Source organism: Enterococcus gallinarum NBRC 100675, from assembly GCF_001544275.1.
Taxonomy (GTDB): domain Bacteria; phylum Bacillota; class Bacilli; order Lactobacillales; family Enterococcaceae; genus Enterococcus_D; species Enterococcus_D gallinarum.
The window spans coordinates 111,863-128,422 of sequence record NZ_BCQE01000011.1; the positions used below are offsets into that span (position 1 = coordinate 111,863).

Below are 16,560 nucleotides of genomic sequence, written 5' to 3' on the forward strand. Positions count from 1 at the left end.
TCATTTCCTATTATCGTCCGCTTTCTCGATAGATTACTTCAAGACAAAAAGCACACGGTTCATCATGTTCTCTTCTAGATCCATATAAGTCATAACAAACATGGAATCCTTCTTCGTATATCTTTTCCAAATTCATTCGCGATTTGGACAATTCTTGTTTGACCGATTCTGCGGGCGCTTCGGCCACTTGATTCAATTCACGGATATGTTCCCGTAAACGTTGATTTTCTAATTCTAGCGTCGTATTTTTTTCAACGATTTCTTGCAAAGACTGTTTCATCTCTGCTAAGTTATTCAACGAATTTTGCAGTTCATTTTCTAACTGATTCAATCCATCATAAATCGATCGCTTGTCCATGCTCATTATGGTCACCTACTTATTTTGTCACTAGTTCTTCGTATTCATAGTCTATGGGCGTTTGTCGATCGTACAAACGGACTTTGATAATGCGCTGCAATAAATCCAGACCGACTACTTTTCCTTTTCCATCCGGAGTCTCAACTTCTTTGCCGCGATCCGGTAATTCTCGTTTTGCTTGTTCATATTCATCATTCTCATACTTCAAACAGCACATCAAACGACCACACAATCCGGAAATTTTCGTCGGATTCAAAGACAGCCCTTGATCTTTGGCCATTTTGATCGAGACAGGGATAAAATCGCCTAAGAACGTCGAACAGCAGAGCTTACGGCCGCATGGACCAATTCCGCCGATCGCCTTTGCTTCATCTCGTACACCGATTTGTCGCAACTCGATCCTTGTATGAAAATGACTCGCCAAATCCTTGACTAGTTCGCGGAAATCAACTCGACCATCCGCTGTAAAATAATACAGCATCTTTGACCGCTCAAATGTATATTCTGCCCTAACAAGTTTCATAGGTAAATTGTGCGCTCGAATCTTCTGCTTGCCGATGATCAGTGCTTCTTCAGCATCTTGACGATTTTTCTTTTCTCTCTCGATATCTTTAGGTGTGGCCTGTCTAATGATTGGCTTTATGTCATAAGGCAAATCTTGCGAATCGATCAACTGCTTAGGAATCGCGACGGTCGCCATAAACTTTGCTTCTTGTGATTCAACGATCACTCGTTCCCCCGACGTGTAATCTCGCTTCTCAGGCGCATAAAAATAGATTTGTCCCGCAGCGCGAAAGCGTACACCGACTACTTCTATCATAACATTGCTCCCCCTTTAGGGTACTGTTATGCCATAGATGATCTTCACTGAAAATTGTTCAGCAACGCCTTGAAAAGCTACATTCGCTTGCAGTTTCTTTTGGGCTTGCAAGGCAGCTTCGATGGCAAGATTGATCTCTTTTCCCCATAAGCCTTGTGCCAATAACTGGTCTCGTTCTTCCTGCAAATAAAATAACAGAATCGAAAAAATAACTCTCTGCTGTTCTTTTTCTTTTGCTAAAGCGAGCAGCTTTTTTTGAACGAAAATAAACGCTTGCGGATCTTTCTTCAAGAGATACTTCACCCATTGTGCAACAGCATCCTTAGTTTCATTAAACCATTCCTCTTGGGAGATTTCAACTGCTTTATGATAACTATTTGTCAAGTAACTCAAAAGACGGCTACTCTCTTGAGAAAGTCCTTCTTTTTGCAGCTTTGTCTGCAATTTATCTTTCGCCAATGGTGAAAAATGAATGATTTGACAGCGGGACTGGATCGTCGGCAAGATACGTCCAACACTTTCCGTTTCTAAAATCGCTAAGAAATTCCCTACAGGTTCTTCCAAAAATTTCAGTAAACTATTTGCTGCACTTGTATTCATTTTTTCTGATTGAGAAAGAATAAAGATTTTCAAGCGACTTTCGAAGCCGCTCTTAGAAAATTCTTCTTGCAATTGACGAATTTGGTCCACTTTGATCGTCTGTCCATCTGGTTCCACCATGAGTACGTCCGGGTGCTCCCCTTGCGCGATCCGCAAACAATTACTGCAAGACCCGCAAGGTTCATTTGATTGAACATTCGTACAAAAGAGACGTTTCGCCAGCCACAAACTCATCTCATGTTTGCCCGTTCCTGCATCGCCTTCAAAAAGATAAGCATGGGCAATCCGCCCATGCTCGACACTTTTCTTCAGTTGGGCAAAAACCAGAGGTTGATATTCTTGTAAAAAAAGTTCCTCCATGGTCTGCTCCTTTTTAATATTGATGGAAGCCCTCGACTGGTAGAACAAAAACCGTCGCACCGCCAACTTCTACTTCCACAGGATAAGGTACTTGCCCATCAAGTGAGATGTCTAACGACATTGGTGTGGAAACATATTGTTTTCTAGACTGACAGGTTTTCTTGATCAGTTCCAATGCGTCTTGGACCCGCTCATCCTCAAGACCAATAATAAATGTACTGTTGCCGGCTTTTAAGAATCCGCCGGTAGATGAAAGTTTCGTAGCGCGAATGTTTGCATCGATGAATTCATTTGCTAATCGGTTGCTGTCTTTGTCTTGCACGATTGCCATAATCAATTTCATGAGATCATCTCCTTATTATTGTCGTCAGCGATCACATTGTTTTGAAGTAGGAAGGATATGCTTCAACGATTGCTGAAAAACTTGTCTCAACGACATCTTGTAATCCCATTCTAGCATCAACCTTATGGATGCGTACAGGATTTTCTTCTGCCAGCTTCAAATAAGCATGACGAACTCGTTGGTGAAATTCTAATCCTTCCGCGTCCAAGCGATCCAACTGATGAGCCCGATGCTCTTGAATCCTTCTTAAACCTGTATCCGAATCAACATCCAAATACAAGGTGAAGTCAGGCTCCGTGCCTTCGGTGGCAAATTCATTGATACGTGCAATCTCAGGAATACCGATCCGACGCCCTGCCCCTTGATAAGCTAAAGAACTGTCTACAAATCGATCACAGATCACGATTTTGCCCTCATTCAATGCTGGTAAAATCACTTGGATCAAATGTTGGCGTCTTGCAGCAGCATACAGCAATGCTTCAGTCCGTTCATCCATCTCAGAATTTTTGGGATCCAGTATGATCCGCCGAATTTTTTCTGCGATTTTTACACCGCCTGGTTCTCTCGTTTTGACAATGTCTCGTTTGGCTTCTAGCTGCAAACGAGGATATAGTTCTTCTAAAACACTGGTTTTGCCAGCGCCATCTGGTCCTTCAATGGTTATGAACAGTCCACTCACCCTTGTTGCCTCCAATTTCTTATAATTCACGTCTTCCTTCCACTGCTTTAAGCAATGTCACTTCGTCCGCATATTCGATATCGCTGCCGACAGATAAGCCGTGAGCCAACCGCGTCACTTTGATCCCCGCTGGTTTGATCAGTCGGGAAAGATAAATCGCGGTAGCTTCACCTTCTGTCGTGGCGTTCGTAGCAATGATCACTTCTTTCACTTGGTCATCATGCAGTCGCTGAATCAAAGGAGCAATATTGATATCTTCTGGTCCAGTACCTTCCATTGGAGACAGGACACCATGCAAAACATGATAGAGCCCATGGTACTCACGGACTTTTTCTAACGCCATGACATCCTTTGGTTCTTCTACTACTAAGATCGTGCCTTTATCTCGTGAAGGGTCACTGCAGATCTCACAGGGATCTCCTTCTGTAATGTTTCCGCAAATACTGCAAAAATGCAGATCACGTTTGACGCTCAACAGTGATTTAGCAAACTCATTGACGACTTCATCTTTCATATCGATCGTATAAAAAGCCAATCTAGTTGCTGTTTTTTGTCCGATACCTGGCAGCTTCATGTAGCTGTCGATTAATCGTGCGATCGGTTCTGGATACTGCACGCCACATTTCTCCTTTTATAAACCGGGAATTCCTTTAGTGTATTTACCCATAGTCCGTTCGGTTTCTTTTTCAATTTTAGTTAATCCATCATTTACTGCCAAGATCAGCATATCTTGTAACATGTCGACATCTTCCGGATCGACGATTGCTTGATCGATCGAAAGATCGCGTAATTTTTTATCACCTGTAAAAGTTGCCTTTACGTAGCCATTTGTTGACTCGCCGATAAATTCTTTACTGTTTAGGGCTTCTTGTTCTTTTACCATCTCTTTTTGCATTTTTTGTACTTGCTTCATCATGCCTTGCATATTTCCCATGCCTCGCATCATTGTTCTTCACTCCAATTCTCTCAATTTTCTTCGATGCTCGCCAATTCACCAAAAAGCTCTTGGGCTTTGGTAACGACGACTTCATTTTCAGGTTCTTCCGTAGTTGGTTCTGGTTCAGCTTCCCCTTCATCTAATTCGCCTGTATTGAAGGTTTGTCCGCCAGCAATAAATTCTTGTCGTAAGATTGGCCAGCTTTCTTTCGTGATAAACACGGCTTGCGGTGCATAATCAGAAATCATCCGTGAAATTTGATTATGCAATGTCAGCTGCAAGTCTTGGTCATTGGCTGCTCGTTGACAGACAATCTCATAATCAAAGGCAATCACTACACCAGATGCACTGGCTGCTTTTGCTTCGCTCGCGTGGAGCATTGCTCGTTGCGTCACCGACAATGACATCAACAGATCATCCCAAATATTCCGCACATTTGCGAGGTCTTTTTTTGTGGCTTCTTTCAAGACTTGAAAGACCCGTTCTTTTGGCACTCGGAAAGTGCTGCTATTTTTGGTCTTTTTGGCAGGTGGATTGACCGGTTCACTGCTGGCCGCCGATGGGTTTTCTTGTAGTTTTCGTACTTCTGACTGCAGCTTCTGAATTTCTTGACGAAGCTGCTGGACTTCTTGATTCGACACCGAAGCTTCTGAAGCTTCTCCTGAAGCTGGTAATCTCCTCTGATTTGCTAGTTTAACAACTGCTACTTCCAAATAAATGGTCGGATTATTGGTGAATCGCACCTCGTTTTGCGTCTCATTCAAAACAGTGATCCAATGGTAGATTTGATCTGCAGTAGCTGCCTGAGCTAAAGTTTTGAAACCTGGTGTGATCTGCAGTGATTTTTCTTCTAATAATTGCGGCGCCTGCTGATATAAGAGCAAGTCACGACAATAGACCAGCAAGTTCTCCAATAACCGCCGTGCTTCTTTGCCCGAAGACAGCAACTGGCGCAATGTTTCTAATGCATCTGGTACTGCTTGGTCTTCACAAAATTGCATCAAGCGATCCATCATCTCATATGATAAGCTGCCCGTTACTTCTAAGGCATCTTGAGTGGTGACTTTGCCATCACTAAAGGCAATGGCTTGGTCAGCGATACTTAAAGCATCTCGCATCCCACCTTCTGCTGCCCGAGCAATCACTTGCAGCGCCTCTTCTTCATAAGCGATTTGACTGCCGTCTAAAACTGTCTTTAGATGATCAACGATATCTTGCGTATTGATTCGCTTAAAATCAAATCGTTGCGTTCGAGAAATAATCGTGGCAGGAATCTTGTGCGGCTCTGTCGTCGCCAAAATAAACACCACATTTTTTCGTGGTTCTTCTAACGTCTTCAGTAACGCGTTGAAGGCGCCGGTCGACAACATATGAACTTCATCCACAATATATACTTTATATTCAGCTTGTGTTGGTGCATAATTTGCACGGTCTCGGATAAAGCGGATCTCTTCGACCCCATTGTTGCTGGCTGCATCGATTTCGATAACGTCCTCTTGCGTACCAGCTGTGATCGAACGGCACATCTCGCATTCATTGCAAGGCTCTCCATTGACTTGGTTTGGACAATTGATTGCTTTTGCAAAGATTTTGGCAGCACTCGTTTTTCCCGTTCCCCGAGGACCGGTAAATAAATAAGCATGCGAAATTTGATTTTGCTCGATCGCATTTTTCAAGGTTTGCGTAATTGCTTTTTGTCCAACGACATCCTCGAACCGTTGGGATCGCCATACACGGTACAATGCTTGATAGGCCATATTTTTCCTCACTCTTTTCAAAATTCGCTATTATCTATTATACGTAATATTTATAAAAAAAACTACCTTGAGTTGCCTATCTGCTGAAAAAGAAATGATTTTTTAAGGGAGCAATCTTTTAATAAAAATCCGCACATCTTAGAGATCGATACTCTGAAAAAAGTATTGCTTTATAGACGATTTTTTATTCAGCTTTCGCCAACACTTCTACAACTTTGGTCTAATACATAGAAAATACGGAGCTATGGTATAATGAATGTACATTCATCCATTGGATGATGAAAATTTGTAAGGAGGACTGAAAATGGGTATTATCAAAGCTGCAACAAGCACGATTGGCGGAGGTCTTGCCGACCAATGGCTAGAGGTCTTCGAACCTGACAATATGGGCGACACGACAGTGATGACTAAAGGTGTGAAGGTACGGCGCAATGACAAACGCGGTTCGAACCGAAAAGGAACGGAGGATGTCATAACAGATGGATCTGTGATCCACGTCTACCCTAATATGATGATGCTGCTGGTCGATGGTGGGAAAATCATTGATTATACAGCAGAGGAAGGCTATTATACCGTCAAAAATGACTTGGCTCCTTCCATGTTCAACGGTTCCTTAAAAGATGCCATCTCTGAAACGTTTAATCGCTTCAAATTTGGCGGCGTAACACCTCAAAAACAACAAGTTTTCTATATCAATTTGCAAGAAATCAAAGGAATCCGCTTCGGGACTTCTTCTCCATTAAATTATTTTGACAACTTTTATAATGCAGAATTATTCCTAAGAGCCCATGGAAATTACTCATTGCGAATTACTGATCCAATCTTATTCTACACCAATGCGATTCCTAAAAATAAAACACAAGTTGACATCAATGACATTAACGAACAATATTTAGCAGAGTTTTTGACTGCTTTACAGACAGCCATCAACAAAATGTCAGCGGATGGCGAGCGCATCTCCTATGTACCATCAAAAAGTATGGAATTAAGCAAATACATGGGTGAGGTTTTAGACGACAGTTGGCGCGAGCTGCGAGGAATGGAAATCGTTTCAGTCGCTGTTGCAAGCATCTCTTATACGGATGATTCAGTGAAACTGATCAACATGCGTAACCAAGGTGCCATGTTGGGTGACCCAAATGTTCGTGAAGGGTATGTTCAAGGTTCGATCGCACGTGGGATGGAATCCGCAGGTAGTAATGCTGCCGGTGCAACAACCGGATTTGTTGGTATGGGTATGGGGATGAACACTACTGGCGGTTACTTGAATCAAGCTGCTCAAAACAATCAGCAACAAATCCAGCAAAACCAAGAAAATCAGCAGAAACAAAACAATGGCGATAGTTGGGACTGCCCTCAGTGTGGAACAAGCAATACAGGTAAGTTCTGCAGTAATTGCGGCACAGCAAAACCTACAGGAACCCCAAGTTTACAAATGAAATGTTCAGAATGTAGTGAAATAATTGATTTAGCAAATGGAATCCCGAAATTCTGTCCCAACTGCGGCAAGCCATTTAAGGGAGTTCCTTTAGACTAAATGAAGGAGGAACTTAAATGGATGTCATTACGCATAAATGCCCCAACTGCGGCGGTGCGCTAACCTTTGATCCTGGTGATCAAAAATTCCACTGCCCCTTCTGTTTGAGTATTTTTACAGAAGCAGAAGTAACAGCCTTTGAACAAAAACAAAAAGAAGCCCAACTTGCAGATGGGACTGCTCCGGAAAATCAGCCGATCACTGATGATACGGAACCGGCGCTAAAAGAAGCTATCACAGAAAAAACCGAAGAAAAGGCGGCCCAAATGGACTTGTTCCTTTGTCCTAACTGTGGCGCAGAGATCGTCACTGATGCTACGACAGCAGCTACTTACTGTTATTTCTGCCACAATCCAGTCGTCCTTTCCGGCCGTCTTTCTGGAGAATTTTTACCTAACAAAGTTTTACCTTTTGCAATCGAAAAAGAAGAAGCAACCGCTAAATTTCTGGAATGGGCACAAAAAAAATGGTTCGTACCAAGAGACTTCTTCGATCAAGCGCAAGTTGAAAAATTGACCGGTGTTTATTTCCCCTACTGGAGGATCGATGCCGAACTAGATGGTCAACTATCGGGAACTGGAACTTCTTTAAGAATTTGGCGTGTCGGCGAGATCGAATATACAGAACACAAACAATTTGCTGTTTCCAGACGCGGAAAAATGCGTATCAATGAACTGATCAAAAACGCTTTATCCAAGAATGTCCAACAAAAAATGGTTACCGGGGTCCAGCCTTTCCCATTGGATAAAGCCGTTGACTTTCGCAGCCAGTATCTGGCAGGATTTCAAGCAGAAAAACGCGACATTGAGTATCAAGCACTTAAGAATGAAGTACAACAGGAACTTTCCGGTTATGCTGAAAACCTCCTAAGCAGTACCGTTAATGGTTATACAAGCTTCAATCGGACCCAACGGGACATTGAGATCACGAAAGAAACCAATCATTACGTCCTACTACCAGTCTGGCTGGTCACTTATCGGGCAGATGATCCGAATAAGAATGCTTTTTATTATGCGATGAATGGCCAAACCGGTAAAGTCAGCGGTGTTTTACCAATCAGCTACAAACGCTTAGGTTTTACGAGTGCAGCGATTTTTGCTGTGATTGCGATTCTAGGGATGATTGGAGGGTATTTCTTATGAGAAAATGTTCCTATTTTTTCCTAATGATTGCCGGCTTTCTGCTAACAACGGTCACTGGCGTGGCGGCAGAAAATACCGTTACTGATAACGCTGGTCTTTTTACTCCCTCCGAAATCCAGAGTTTGAGCGAACAAGCCGACAAGTTGAATGAGAAAATCAAAGGTGAAGTTTTTATCGCAACGACAAATAACGAGATTGACGATATTGAATATACCACCGACCGTTTTCTCGCCGACCGTATCGGAAATGATCAGAATGGCTCGGCATTGATGATCGATATGGGCAACCGGAATTTTCATGTGTCCACGTCAGGAAATATGATCGATTATATCACCAACTCTCGTCGCGAGGACATGTTGGATAATATCTATGATCAGATGGCTGCTGGCAATTACTATCAGGCAGCACGGGTCTACTTGGAGAATGCGGCTAGTTATGTAGAAGCAGGCGTTCCTGGCGGTCATTACCAAGTGGATCGTGAGACAGGAAAGATCACTTACTATAAAGTGCTGACTCCTTTAGAAATAGGCCTCAGCTTATTAGTAGCTGCAGTGATCAGTATTGCTTTTTTCATCATTGTCAAATCAAAGTACCAATTAAAAATGGGCGGATACAAATACCCTTACCAAGAAAAATCCAGCATTAAACTGACTCAAAAAGAAGACCGTTTGGTCAACTCGTTCGTTACTACTCGCAGAATCCCACGTCCCCCTAAAAATAACGGCGGTGGCGGCGGGTTCGGTGGTGGCAGCACCACTCATTCTTCCGGCGGCGGAACATTTGGCGGCGGCGGTCGCAGTTTTTAGTAAACGTTTCTTCTCCTCTGAAAACTGGATCGAAAACGGACTAAAAAAGATGATCTTCAGACGACTAGTTGGTCTGAGATCATCTTTTTTTAAATGATTTCTTTAAAAACAGAGAAATCGATATTCCCGCCTGAAACGATTGCGACTGTTCGTTTGCCTTTCAGCAAATGATCGATTTGTCCACTTAGGATAGCAGCCGTACTCAGAGCACCTGCCCCTTCAGCAATCACTTTTTCTTTTAAAGCCAAATAATGGATAGCAGTTTCGATATCTTTCTCTTCAACTAAAACGGTTTCATCTATGCGCGAGCGCAACGTTTCATAAGTCAATTCTCCCGCCAAAGCCACATCGCACCCATCTGCCAATGTCTTACTGCTGCGATTGGCTACCAGTTCTTGTCGCCATATAGAAGAAATCATCCCATGCACTTGATAAGATTGAACACCAATAATATTAGTTTCCGAACGTAATTGTTTGATTGCTAATGCAATGCCTGCGATCAAGCCGCCTCCACCGATCGGTACGATGACATTATCCACATTAGGCAAATCTTGTAAAATCTCTAACCCAATCGTTCCTTGTCCTTCCATTACCGCTCGATCATCAAAGGGGGAAACAAAGACTTCACCGCTACGTGACATCGCTTCCAAAGTAATTCGTTTTGTATCATCGAATGTCTCTCCTGCTAAGATCACTTCAGCGCCATAATTTCTCGTTGCTTCTATTTTTGTCTTCGCTGCTTGAAGCGGCATAAAGATCCGTACACGTATCCCTAGCAAGGCGCCTGCTAGTGCAACACCTTGCGCATGATTGCCTGCTGAACAAGCAATTACCCCTCTTTTTTTCTCTTCCTCTGTCAATGTTGCTAATTTGTTGTAGGCCCCTCGCGCCTTAAAGGATCCTGTACGCTGCAGATTCTCTAGTTTCAGATAAATTTCTCCTGCCTTTTCTGCGCCCAGAATATTGCTTGGTGCGACAGGTGTATGGATCATGATTGGTGCCAGTCGCTGATAAGCATCCAGGACACCTTGGATTTCAGAAACCGCTTCTTTGATCACCGAAAGTCCTCCTAATCAATTTTTTTCTACCCTTATTGAAGCATATCTGTTCCGTAAATACAATCTAAAGTGCTCGACGTTCTGCCAAAATCCTTCCCCCTTTTTATCAGCAACTGCAGAGCTCCAGATAGACTTGAAAAAAATTCTGTGAATATAAAGCCTATAGTAATAAGCTTTCATCATGATGTTAGAAATGAAAATCATTGCGATGAATTTTCAGAAAATAATGACTTGATGGGCGTTACATGCTATACTAGGAAAAATTAAAAAAGGAAGTGGCTCTATGCAAATCGATTGGGAAAATTTAGGGTTTTCGTATATCAAAACCCCTTGGCGCTTTGTCGCAAAATGGAAAAATGGCTTTTGGGAACAAGGAGCATTGACTGAAGATAATATTCTTCATATTCATGAAGGTTCTCCAGCATTGCATTACGGTCAGCAATGCTTTGAAGGCTTGAAGGCGTATCGACGACCAGATGGCGGGATCAACTTGTTTCGTCCAGATGAGAATAGTAAACGATTGAATCGAAGCGCTCGTCGCTTGCGTATGCCATTCGTTCCCGAAGAGATGTTCCTCGATGCTGTCAATCAAGTGGTCAAAGCAAACCAAGAATTTGTACCGCCTTACGGTACCGGGGCTACTCTATATTTACGGCCGCTATTGATTGGTGTAGGCGAGAATATCGGCGTTGCACCTGCGCCAGAATACTTGTTTATTATTTTTTGCATGCCGGTTGGCTCATATTTCAAAGGCGGACTGGCCCCAACGAACTTTATTGTTTCAGATTATGATCGTGCAGCACCAAATGGTACCGGCGCTGCAAAAGTAGGCGGAAATTATGCTGCCAGCTTATTACCAGGATATGAAGCCCATGAACGCAATTTTTCAGATTGTATTTATTTAGACCCTGAAACACATACAAAAATTGAGGAAGTTGGGTCCGCTAACTTCTTTGGGATCACGGCCGAAAATGAATTCGTGACACCAAAATCGCCATCAATTTTGCCAAGTATCACCAAATATTCTCTCCTTTATCTTGCAGAACATGCTTTAGGATTAACACCTGTCGAAGGTGATGTGTATGTGGATCAACTGGATCGCTTTGTTGAAGCAGGCGCTTGTGGAACTGCTGCGGTTATTTCACCTATTGGCGGAATCCAAAATGGAGAGTCTTTCCATGTGTTTTACAGTGAAACGGAGGTCGGTCCTAAAACTCGTGCGCTATACGATGAATTGACGGGTATCCAATTTGGTGAGCGCAAGGCTCCAGCCGGCTGGATTTTTGACGTTCCTCTTGATTAATCAATGAACTGATTGGAAGAATCAAAAAATTTTATAGAGCTCCCCTCTTTGCTCTCACGCCTGAAAGCACCCAAAACAATGAAAGAATGGCGCACCTTTTTTTCGCTTTGACAGGAGCCTTTTCTTAAAATAATTGCTCTCTCGTCAGTCAATTGTTACAATCAAAGGCAAGGAGGAATTATGATGGCAAAACGCTTATTTTTTTCATTGATTGCTACGGTCATCTATTTGGTCGTATCCAATATTGGGAATCTCTTTTTTGGGATCAGTCGTACCTTTAGTTGGACAACTACTTTATGGGAAGCATTATTCTTTTTTATCTTCATTTTTCTTGTTCAGCAATTTCGCAAAAAATAAACAAGCCTAAGTCAGCGGCGCTCAGCGCTAGTCTTAGGCTTGTTTTTTTATAAAAAGTCCTCGACGCCTCAACCAAAATACGGATCACTAATAGTAAGACAGCGCCATTTTCTCAAACTGAAATTAGAATCATAAACAAAAATGAGCCAGAACCCTTACTTAAAAGGAATTCTAGCTCATAACAATCAAAAATGATTATTTAACTGTTACTGAAGCGCCAACTTCTTCTAAAGCTGCTTTCAATGCTTCAGCTTCGTCTTTAGAGATGCCTTCTTTAACTGCTGAAGGAGCTCCGTCAACTACAGCTTTAGCTTCTTTCAAGCCTAAACCAGTTGCTTCACGAACTGCTTTGATAACTTTAACTTTTTGGTCGCCAGCTGCAGTCAATTCTACAGTGAATTCAGTTTGTTCTTCAGCAGCACCAGCGTCGCCAGCTCCACCAGCTACAGCTACAGGAGCAGCAGCAGATACGCCAAATTCTTCTTCGATAGCTTTAATTAAGTCGTTTAATTCTAAGATTGTCGCGCCTTTTAGCTCTTCGACAATGTTTTCAATGTTCAATGCCATTTTGTTTTCCTCCATTTAATTAGATAGTTTAGTTTATAGTGTGATTATGCGGCAATTAAGCTGCATCTTCTTCTTTTTCGGCCACTGCTTTGACAGCGTAAGCCACGTTGCGGATAGGTGCTTGTAGCACAGATAGCAACATTGAAAGAAGTCCTTCGCGGTTTGGCAATTTTGCCAATGCTGTGATTTCTTCCAAAGAAGAAACTTTGCCTTCGATGATACCGCCTTTGATTTCTAATGCTTTAGCCTCTTTAGCAAAATCGTTCATGATTTTTGCAGGTGCGACAACGTCTTCGTTACTGAACGCTACAGCAGTTGGACCAGTGAATACTTCACCAAGACCTTCTAGACCAGCTTGTTCAGCAGCACGTGAAAGGATAGAATTTTTGATAACTTTCATTTCAACGTTTGCGTCGCGTAATTGTTTACGTAGACGAGTTACTTCGTCAACAGTCAATCCACGGTAGTCAACGACTACTACAGATGCGGCTGCTTTGAATTTTTCACTCACTTCATCCACAATTGCGGCTTTTTTAGCGATAGCTGCTTCACTCATTTTAAATTTCACCTCCTGATTTTGATGGAAGAGTTTCAAGAAAACATTTCTGTCTTCATTTGTCTTTATCGAGAGATAAAAACAAAAAAACTCTATGCCACCGTAGACATAGAGGGACTATTGAAGTTTCTCAATAAACGTCCTCGGTAGGAAATTAAGACTGACGTCACCTACTGTCTTCGGTACAGTTAAACTTTTAACCTTGACTACCTTACCATAGATAAGGCAGCCAAGTCAACAAAAGTTTTGTTTTTTATTCAAATTAGAAAGAAGCTTGATCTACATGGATACCAGGTCCGAAAGTTGTCGTTACAGAAATGTTTTTCATGTATTGACCTTTCGCTGCAGATGGTTTAGCTTTTACTAAAGTTTCGTGGATTGTTTTGAAGTTTTCAACTAATTTGTCATCTTCAAATGAAACTTTACCGATTGGTACATGAACGTTACCAGCTTTGTCAACACGGTAAGTCACTTTACCAGCTTTTACTTCGTTAACAGCTTTTGTTACGTCCATTGTAACTGTACCAGTTTTAGGGTTTGGCATTAAACCTTTAGGACCTAAAACACGACCAAGTTTACCAACAGTTGCCATCATATCTGGTGTTGCAACAACAACATCAAAATCGAACCATCCGCCTTGGATTTTTTGAACCATGTCGTCGTCTCCAACGAAATCAGCACCAGCTGCTTCTGCTTCTTTGGCTTTTTCACCTTTCGCAAAAACTAACACTGTTTGTGTTTTACCAGTACCGTTTGGTAGTACGACCGCACCACGGATTTGTTGGTCCGCTTTTTTAGGATCGACATTTAGTTTGTAAGCAACTTCAACCGTTGCGTCGAATTTTGCAATATTTGTTTCTTTTGCCAAAGCTACTGCTTCTTCAACTGAATAAGCTTTTGCAGCGTCAACTTTTTTCAATGCTTCTTGCATTTTTTTGCTTTTTTTAGCCATTTTGTTTCCTCCTTGATGTGGTTATAACGGTAGAACCTCCCACGTGTCCCATATTTTTCAATATAGAGCCGACTGAGAAGCTACTTCCTTAGGGTCTGTAAAAATTATTCTACAGTGATCCCCATGCTTCGTGCAGTTCCTTCAACCATGCGCATAGCTGCTTCAACGTCAGCTGCGTTTAGGTCTTCCATTTTCAATTCAGCGATTTCTTTTACTTGATCGCGTGAAACTTTTGCAACTTTGTTTTTGTTTGGTTCGCCTGAACCTTTTTCAACGTTTGCTGCTTTTTTCAACAATACTGCTGCTGGTGGTGTTTTTGTAACGAATGTGAATGAACGGTCTTCGTATACAGAGATCACTACTGGAATGATCAAACCTGCTTGATCAGCTGTACGTGCATTGAATTCTTTTGTGAATCCCATGATATTGATACCCGCTTGACCTAGTGCAGGACCTACTGGCGGAGCTGGTGTTGCTTTACCTGCAGGAATTTGCAATTTAACGATTTTTTCTACTTTTTTTGCCACGAGACATACCTCCTTGAGTCCGTGATGTGGTTAATTGGAGATCCATATTTCTCCTCCCACTTTAGTGAATCATGTGCGCACACAAAAAACGTGTGAATAATGCACACTGAAATATTATAGCATCTCAAAAGAAATTTGCAAGAACTCTTGGCGAATTTTTTTGCTTTTTATGGAGAAAATCGGTAAAACAAAAAAAAGATTAAAAAAATCCCATACAGTTTCACTCATTGCTCTATTTCTCCATATTTTATGCTAAACTACATCTGGATTTCTCCCATCAATTAAATGAGGTGAATAGAATGGAACCTTTAAAATACCGAAGTGTCTTTGATATTATTGGACCAATTATGGTTGGACCCAGCAGCTCCCATACCGCAGGTGCTGCTCGAATTGGCAAAATCGTGCGCAACATCTTTGGCGAACAGCCTGACAGTGTCGATATCCTTTTGTATGAGTCCTTCGCGAAAACTTATCGCGGCCACGGCACAGATATTGCACTTGTCGGCGGTTTGTTAGGAATGGAGCCCGATGATCAGCGCCTTGCTGACTCATTGAAGTTAGCCTATGAGCAAGGTCTAGAAGTACTCTTTGTTCCGAAAAACGAAAAAGCCGAACATCCGAATATGGTCAAAATGATTTTAAAAAAAGGTGACCGCAAAATGTCCGTTACCGGCATTTCAATCGGCGGTGGGAATATACAAATTTCTGAATTGAATGGTTTTAAAATCTCATTGACTTTAGGTACCCCTACCTATGTCATCGTTCATCAAGATGTTCCCGGAATGGTCGCACGTGTCACGAATCTACTTTCTGAGGCACAGATCAATATTGGTACGATGACTGTTACCCGAGAATCCAAAGGAGAAAAAGCCATTATGATCATTGAAGTGGATGAACGAAATGATCAATTGGCACAACAAATCAAAGCACTGCCCCACGTTTATAGTGCGGCTTATTTCGATTAAAGGAGGCTTCGTCATGTTTTATACAATTGAAGATCTTGTTCTTCAAAGCAAAAATTATGCATCGATTGCAGAGATGATGATTGCGGTCGAATGCGAAAACTCAGGGCGCACTCGCGAGCAAGTCATTGCACTGATGGACAAAAACCTGACGGTCATGGAACAATCCGTTGCCGAGGGTGTTGCTGGAGTGACCTCTGTGACAGGATTAACCGGTGGCGATGCCACACGAATGAATGATTATATACAAGCTGGTGATTTTCTAAGTGGTGAGACGATCTTGCAAGCCGTTCAAAATGCTATTGCTGTCAATGAAGTCAATGCCAAAATGGGATTGATTTGTGCCACTCCTACGGCTGGGAGTGCCGGTGTTGTCTCTGGTGTGCTGATGGCTGTTCGCGATCGTTTGCAGCTGTCTCGTTCTCAACAAATCGATTTCCTCTTTACTGCCGGAGCCTTCGGACTAGTCATTGCGAACAATGCTTCGATATCCGGAGCAGAAGGCGGTTGTCAAGCAGAGGTTGGTTCTGCCAGTGCCATGGCAGCAGCAGCCCTCGTCTGTGCTAAGGGTGGGAGCGGACATCAAGCCGCTCAAGCAGTAGCCATTACACTAAAGAATATGATGGGATTGATTTGTGATCCTGTCGCTGGGTTAGTCGAAGTTCCTTGCGTGAAGCGAAATGCTCTCGGTTCTTCACAAGCATTTATTTCTGCTGATATGGCTTTAGCAGGAATCGAAAGTGTGATTCCTCCAGATGAGGTCGTCCACGCGATGTACCAAGTAGGACGGCAAATGCCAAGTATTTTTAAAGAAACAGCCGAGGGCGGATTGGCCACAACGCCTACAGCACAACGTCTACAAGCGCAAATTTTAGATGCCGCTGAACGCTGAAAACTAAAAGATGTAAAAGTCTCAACAAACAACATATCCGAATGATC

At 42.4% G+C, this 16,560-nt stretch carries 20 protein-coding genes and 1 other annotated feature; of the genes, 7 read left to right on the forward strand and 13 right to left on the reverse strand.

Annotation, left to right across the window (positions count from 1 at the left end; genetic code table 11):
* Positions 1-10: 10 nt before the first annotated feature.
* Genes EG2_RS07745 through dnaX form a run of 8 tightly spaced genes read right to left on the reverse strand, consistent with a single transcriptional unit; the run spans position 11 to position 5,854 of the window.
* Entirely contained in the window at positions 11-358 is a 348-nt protein-coding gene (locus EG2_RS07745; protein WP_003127096.1) for a DNA replication initiation control protein YabA, read from the reverse strand.
* Positions 359-377: 19 nt separating this feature from the next.
* Positions 378-1,178, reverse strand: coding sequence for a PSP1 domain-containing protein (locus EG2_RS07750; protein WP_060814243.1), 801 nt, complete (start codon positions 1,176-1,178; stop codon positions 378-380).
* A gap of 15 nt (positions 1,179-1,193) precedes the next feature.
* On the reverse strand, positions 1,194-2,138 hold the full coding sequence (holB, locus tag EG2_RS07755) for a DNA polymerase III subunit delta' (protein WP_060814244.1): 945 nt from the start codon (positions 2,136-2,138) through the stop codon (positions 1,194-1,196).
* A 13-nt stretch (positions 2,139-2,151) separates the two neighbouring features.
* Complete coding sequence (locus EG2_RS07760) at positions 2,152-2,481, reverse strand: cyclic-di-AMP receptor (RefSeq protein WP_060814245.1); 330 nt, start codon at positions 2,479-2,481, stop codon at positions 2,152-2,154.
* Positions 2,482-2,512: 31 nt separating this feature from the next.
* The gene (gene tmk / locus EG2_RS07765; RefSeq protein WP_003127091.1) at positions 2,513-3,160 is read right to left on the reverse strand and encodes a dTMP kinase; all 648 of its coding nucleotides are present in this window, start codon (positions 3,158-3,160) and stop codon (positions 2,513-2,515) included.
* A 19-nt stretch (positions 3,161-3,179) separates the two neighbouring features.
* Positions 3,180-3,776: a recombination mediator RecR gene (recR, locus tag EG2_RS07770; RefSeq protein WP_003127090.1), complete on the reverse strand. Its 597-nt coding sequence runs from the start codon at positions 3,774-3,776 to the stop codon at positions 3,180-3,182.
* Between the two features lie 15 nt (positions 3,777-3,791).
* The gene (locus tag EG2_RS07775; protein ID WP_003127089.1) at positions 3,792-4,106 is read right to left on the reverse strand and encodes a YbaB/EbfC family nucleoid-associated protein; all 315 of its coding nucleotides are present in this window, start codon (positions 4,104-4,106) and stop codon (positions 3,792-3,794) included.
* 20 nt (positions 4,107-4,126) lie between these two features.
* Entirely contained in the window at positions 4,127-5,854 is a 1,728-nt protein-coding gene (dnaX, locus tag EG2_RS07780; protein ID WP_060814246.1) for a DNA polymerase III subunit gamma/tau, read from the reverse strand.
* A gap of 304 nt (positions 5,855-6,158) precedes the next feature.
* On the opposite strand from dnaX, the gene EG2_RS07785 reads away from it, so the two are divergent.
* From EG2_RS07785 to EG2_RS07795, 3 genes are read left to right on the forward strand one after another with little or no spacing between them, the layout of a single operon-like run.
* Positions 6,159-7,391: an SPFH domain-containing protein gene (locus tag EG2_RS07785; protein WP_005472382.1), complete on the forward strand. Its 1,233-nt coding sequence runs from the start codon at positions 6,159-6,161 to the stop codon at positions 7,389-7,391.
* A gap of 17 nt (positions 7,392-7,408) precedes the next feature.
* Positions 7,409-8,533, forward strand: coding sequence for a TFIIB-type zinc ribbon-containing protein (locus EG2_RS07790; protein WP_003127086.1), 1,125 nt, complete (start codon positions 7,409-7,411; stop codon positions 8,531-8,533).
* The gene (locus EG2_RS07795; protein WP_060814247.1) at positions 8,530-9,339 is read left to right on the forward strand and encodes a TPM domain-containing protein; all 810 of its coding nucleotides are present in this window, start codon (positions 8,530-8,532) and stop codon (positions 9,337-9,339) included. The genes EG2_RS07790 and EG2_RS07795 overlap by 4 nt, the downstream gene beginning before the upstream one ends.
* 89 nt (positions 9,340-9,428) lie before the next feature.
* Here the strand turns inward: EG2_RS07795 and EG2_RS07800 are convergent, their stop codons facing one another.
* Complete coding sequence (locus EG2_RS07800) at positions 9,429-10,397, reverse strand: pyridoxal-phosphate dependent enzyme (RefSeq protein ID WP_060814248.1); 969 nt, start codon at positions 10,395-10,397, stop codon at positions 9,429-9,431.
* Positions 10,398-10,680: 283 nt separating this feature from the next.
* Here EG2_RS07800 and EG2_RS07805 point away from each other — a divergent pair, with 283 nt between their 5' ends.
* A complete protein-coding gene (locus EG2_RS07805; protein WP_060814249.1) occupies positions 10,681-11,700 on the forward strand; it encodes a branched-chain amino acid aminotransferase in 1,020 nt (339 codons plus the stop codon).
* A 183-nt stretch (positions 11,701-11,883) separates the two neighbouring features.
* Positions 11,884-12,057 carry a hypothetical protein gene (locus EG2_RS19125; RefSeq protein WP_169793129.1) on the forward strand — a complete coding sequence of 58 codons (174 nt, stop codon included), beginning with the start codon at positions 11,884-11,886 and terminating at the stop codon, positions 12,055-12,057.
* A 195-nt stretch (positions 12,058-12,252) separates the two neighbouring features.
* On the opposite strand, the gene rplL is transcribed toward EG2_RS19125, so the two are convergent.
* From rplL to rplK, 4 genes are all read right to left on the reverse strand, one after another.
* Positions 12,253-12,624 carry a 50S ribosomal protein L7/L12 gene (gene rplL / locus EG2_RS07810; protein WP_003127081.1) on the reverse strand — a complete coding sequence of 124 codons (372 nt, stop codon included), beginning with the start codon at positions 12,622-12,624 and terminating at the stop codon, positions 12,253-12,255.
* Between the two features lie 55 nt (positions 12,625-12,679).
* Complete coding sequence (rplJ, locus tag EG2_RS07815) at positions 12,680-13,180, reverse strand: 50S ribosomal protein L10 (RefSeq protein ID WP_003127079.1); 501 nt, start codon at positions 13,178-13,180, stop codon at positions 12,680-12,682.
* Between the two features lie 74 nt (positions 13,181-13,254).
* Positions 13,255-13,381 (reverse strand) — a sequence feature (ribosomal protein L10 leader region).
* A gap of 61 nt (positions 13,382-13,442) precedes the next feature.
* Positions 13,443-14,132, reverse strand: coding sequence for a 50S ribosomal protein L1 (gene rplA / locus EG2_RS07820; RefSeq protein WP_003127078.1), 690 nt, complete (start codon positions 14,130-14,132; stop codon positions 13,443-13,445).
* A 104-nt stretch (positions 14,133-14,236) separates the two neighbouring features.
* Entirely contained in the window at positions 14,237-14,659 is a 423-nt protein-coding gene (gene rplK / locus EG2_RS07825; RefSeq protein WP_003127077.1) for a 50S ribosomal protein L11, read from the reverse strand.
* Positions 14,660-14,958: 299 nt separating this feature from the next.
* Between rplK and sdaAB the strand changes: the two genes are divergently transcribed.
* A complete protein-coding gene (sdaAB, locus tag EG2_RS07830) occupies positions 14,959-15,624 on the forward strand; it encodes an L-serine ammonia-lyase, iron-sulfur-dependent subunit beta (protein WP_060814250.1) in 666 nt (221 codons plus the stop codon).
* A gap of 13 nt (positions 15,625-15,637) precedes the next feature.
* Positions 15,638-16,513, forward strand: coding sequence for an L-serine ammonia-lyase, iron-sulfur-dependent, subunit alpha (gene sdaAA / locus EG2_RS07835; protein ID WP_060814251.1), 876 nt, complete (start codon positions 15,638-15,640; stop codon positions 16,511-16,513).
* Positions 16,514-16,560 lie beyond the last annotated feature (47 nt).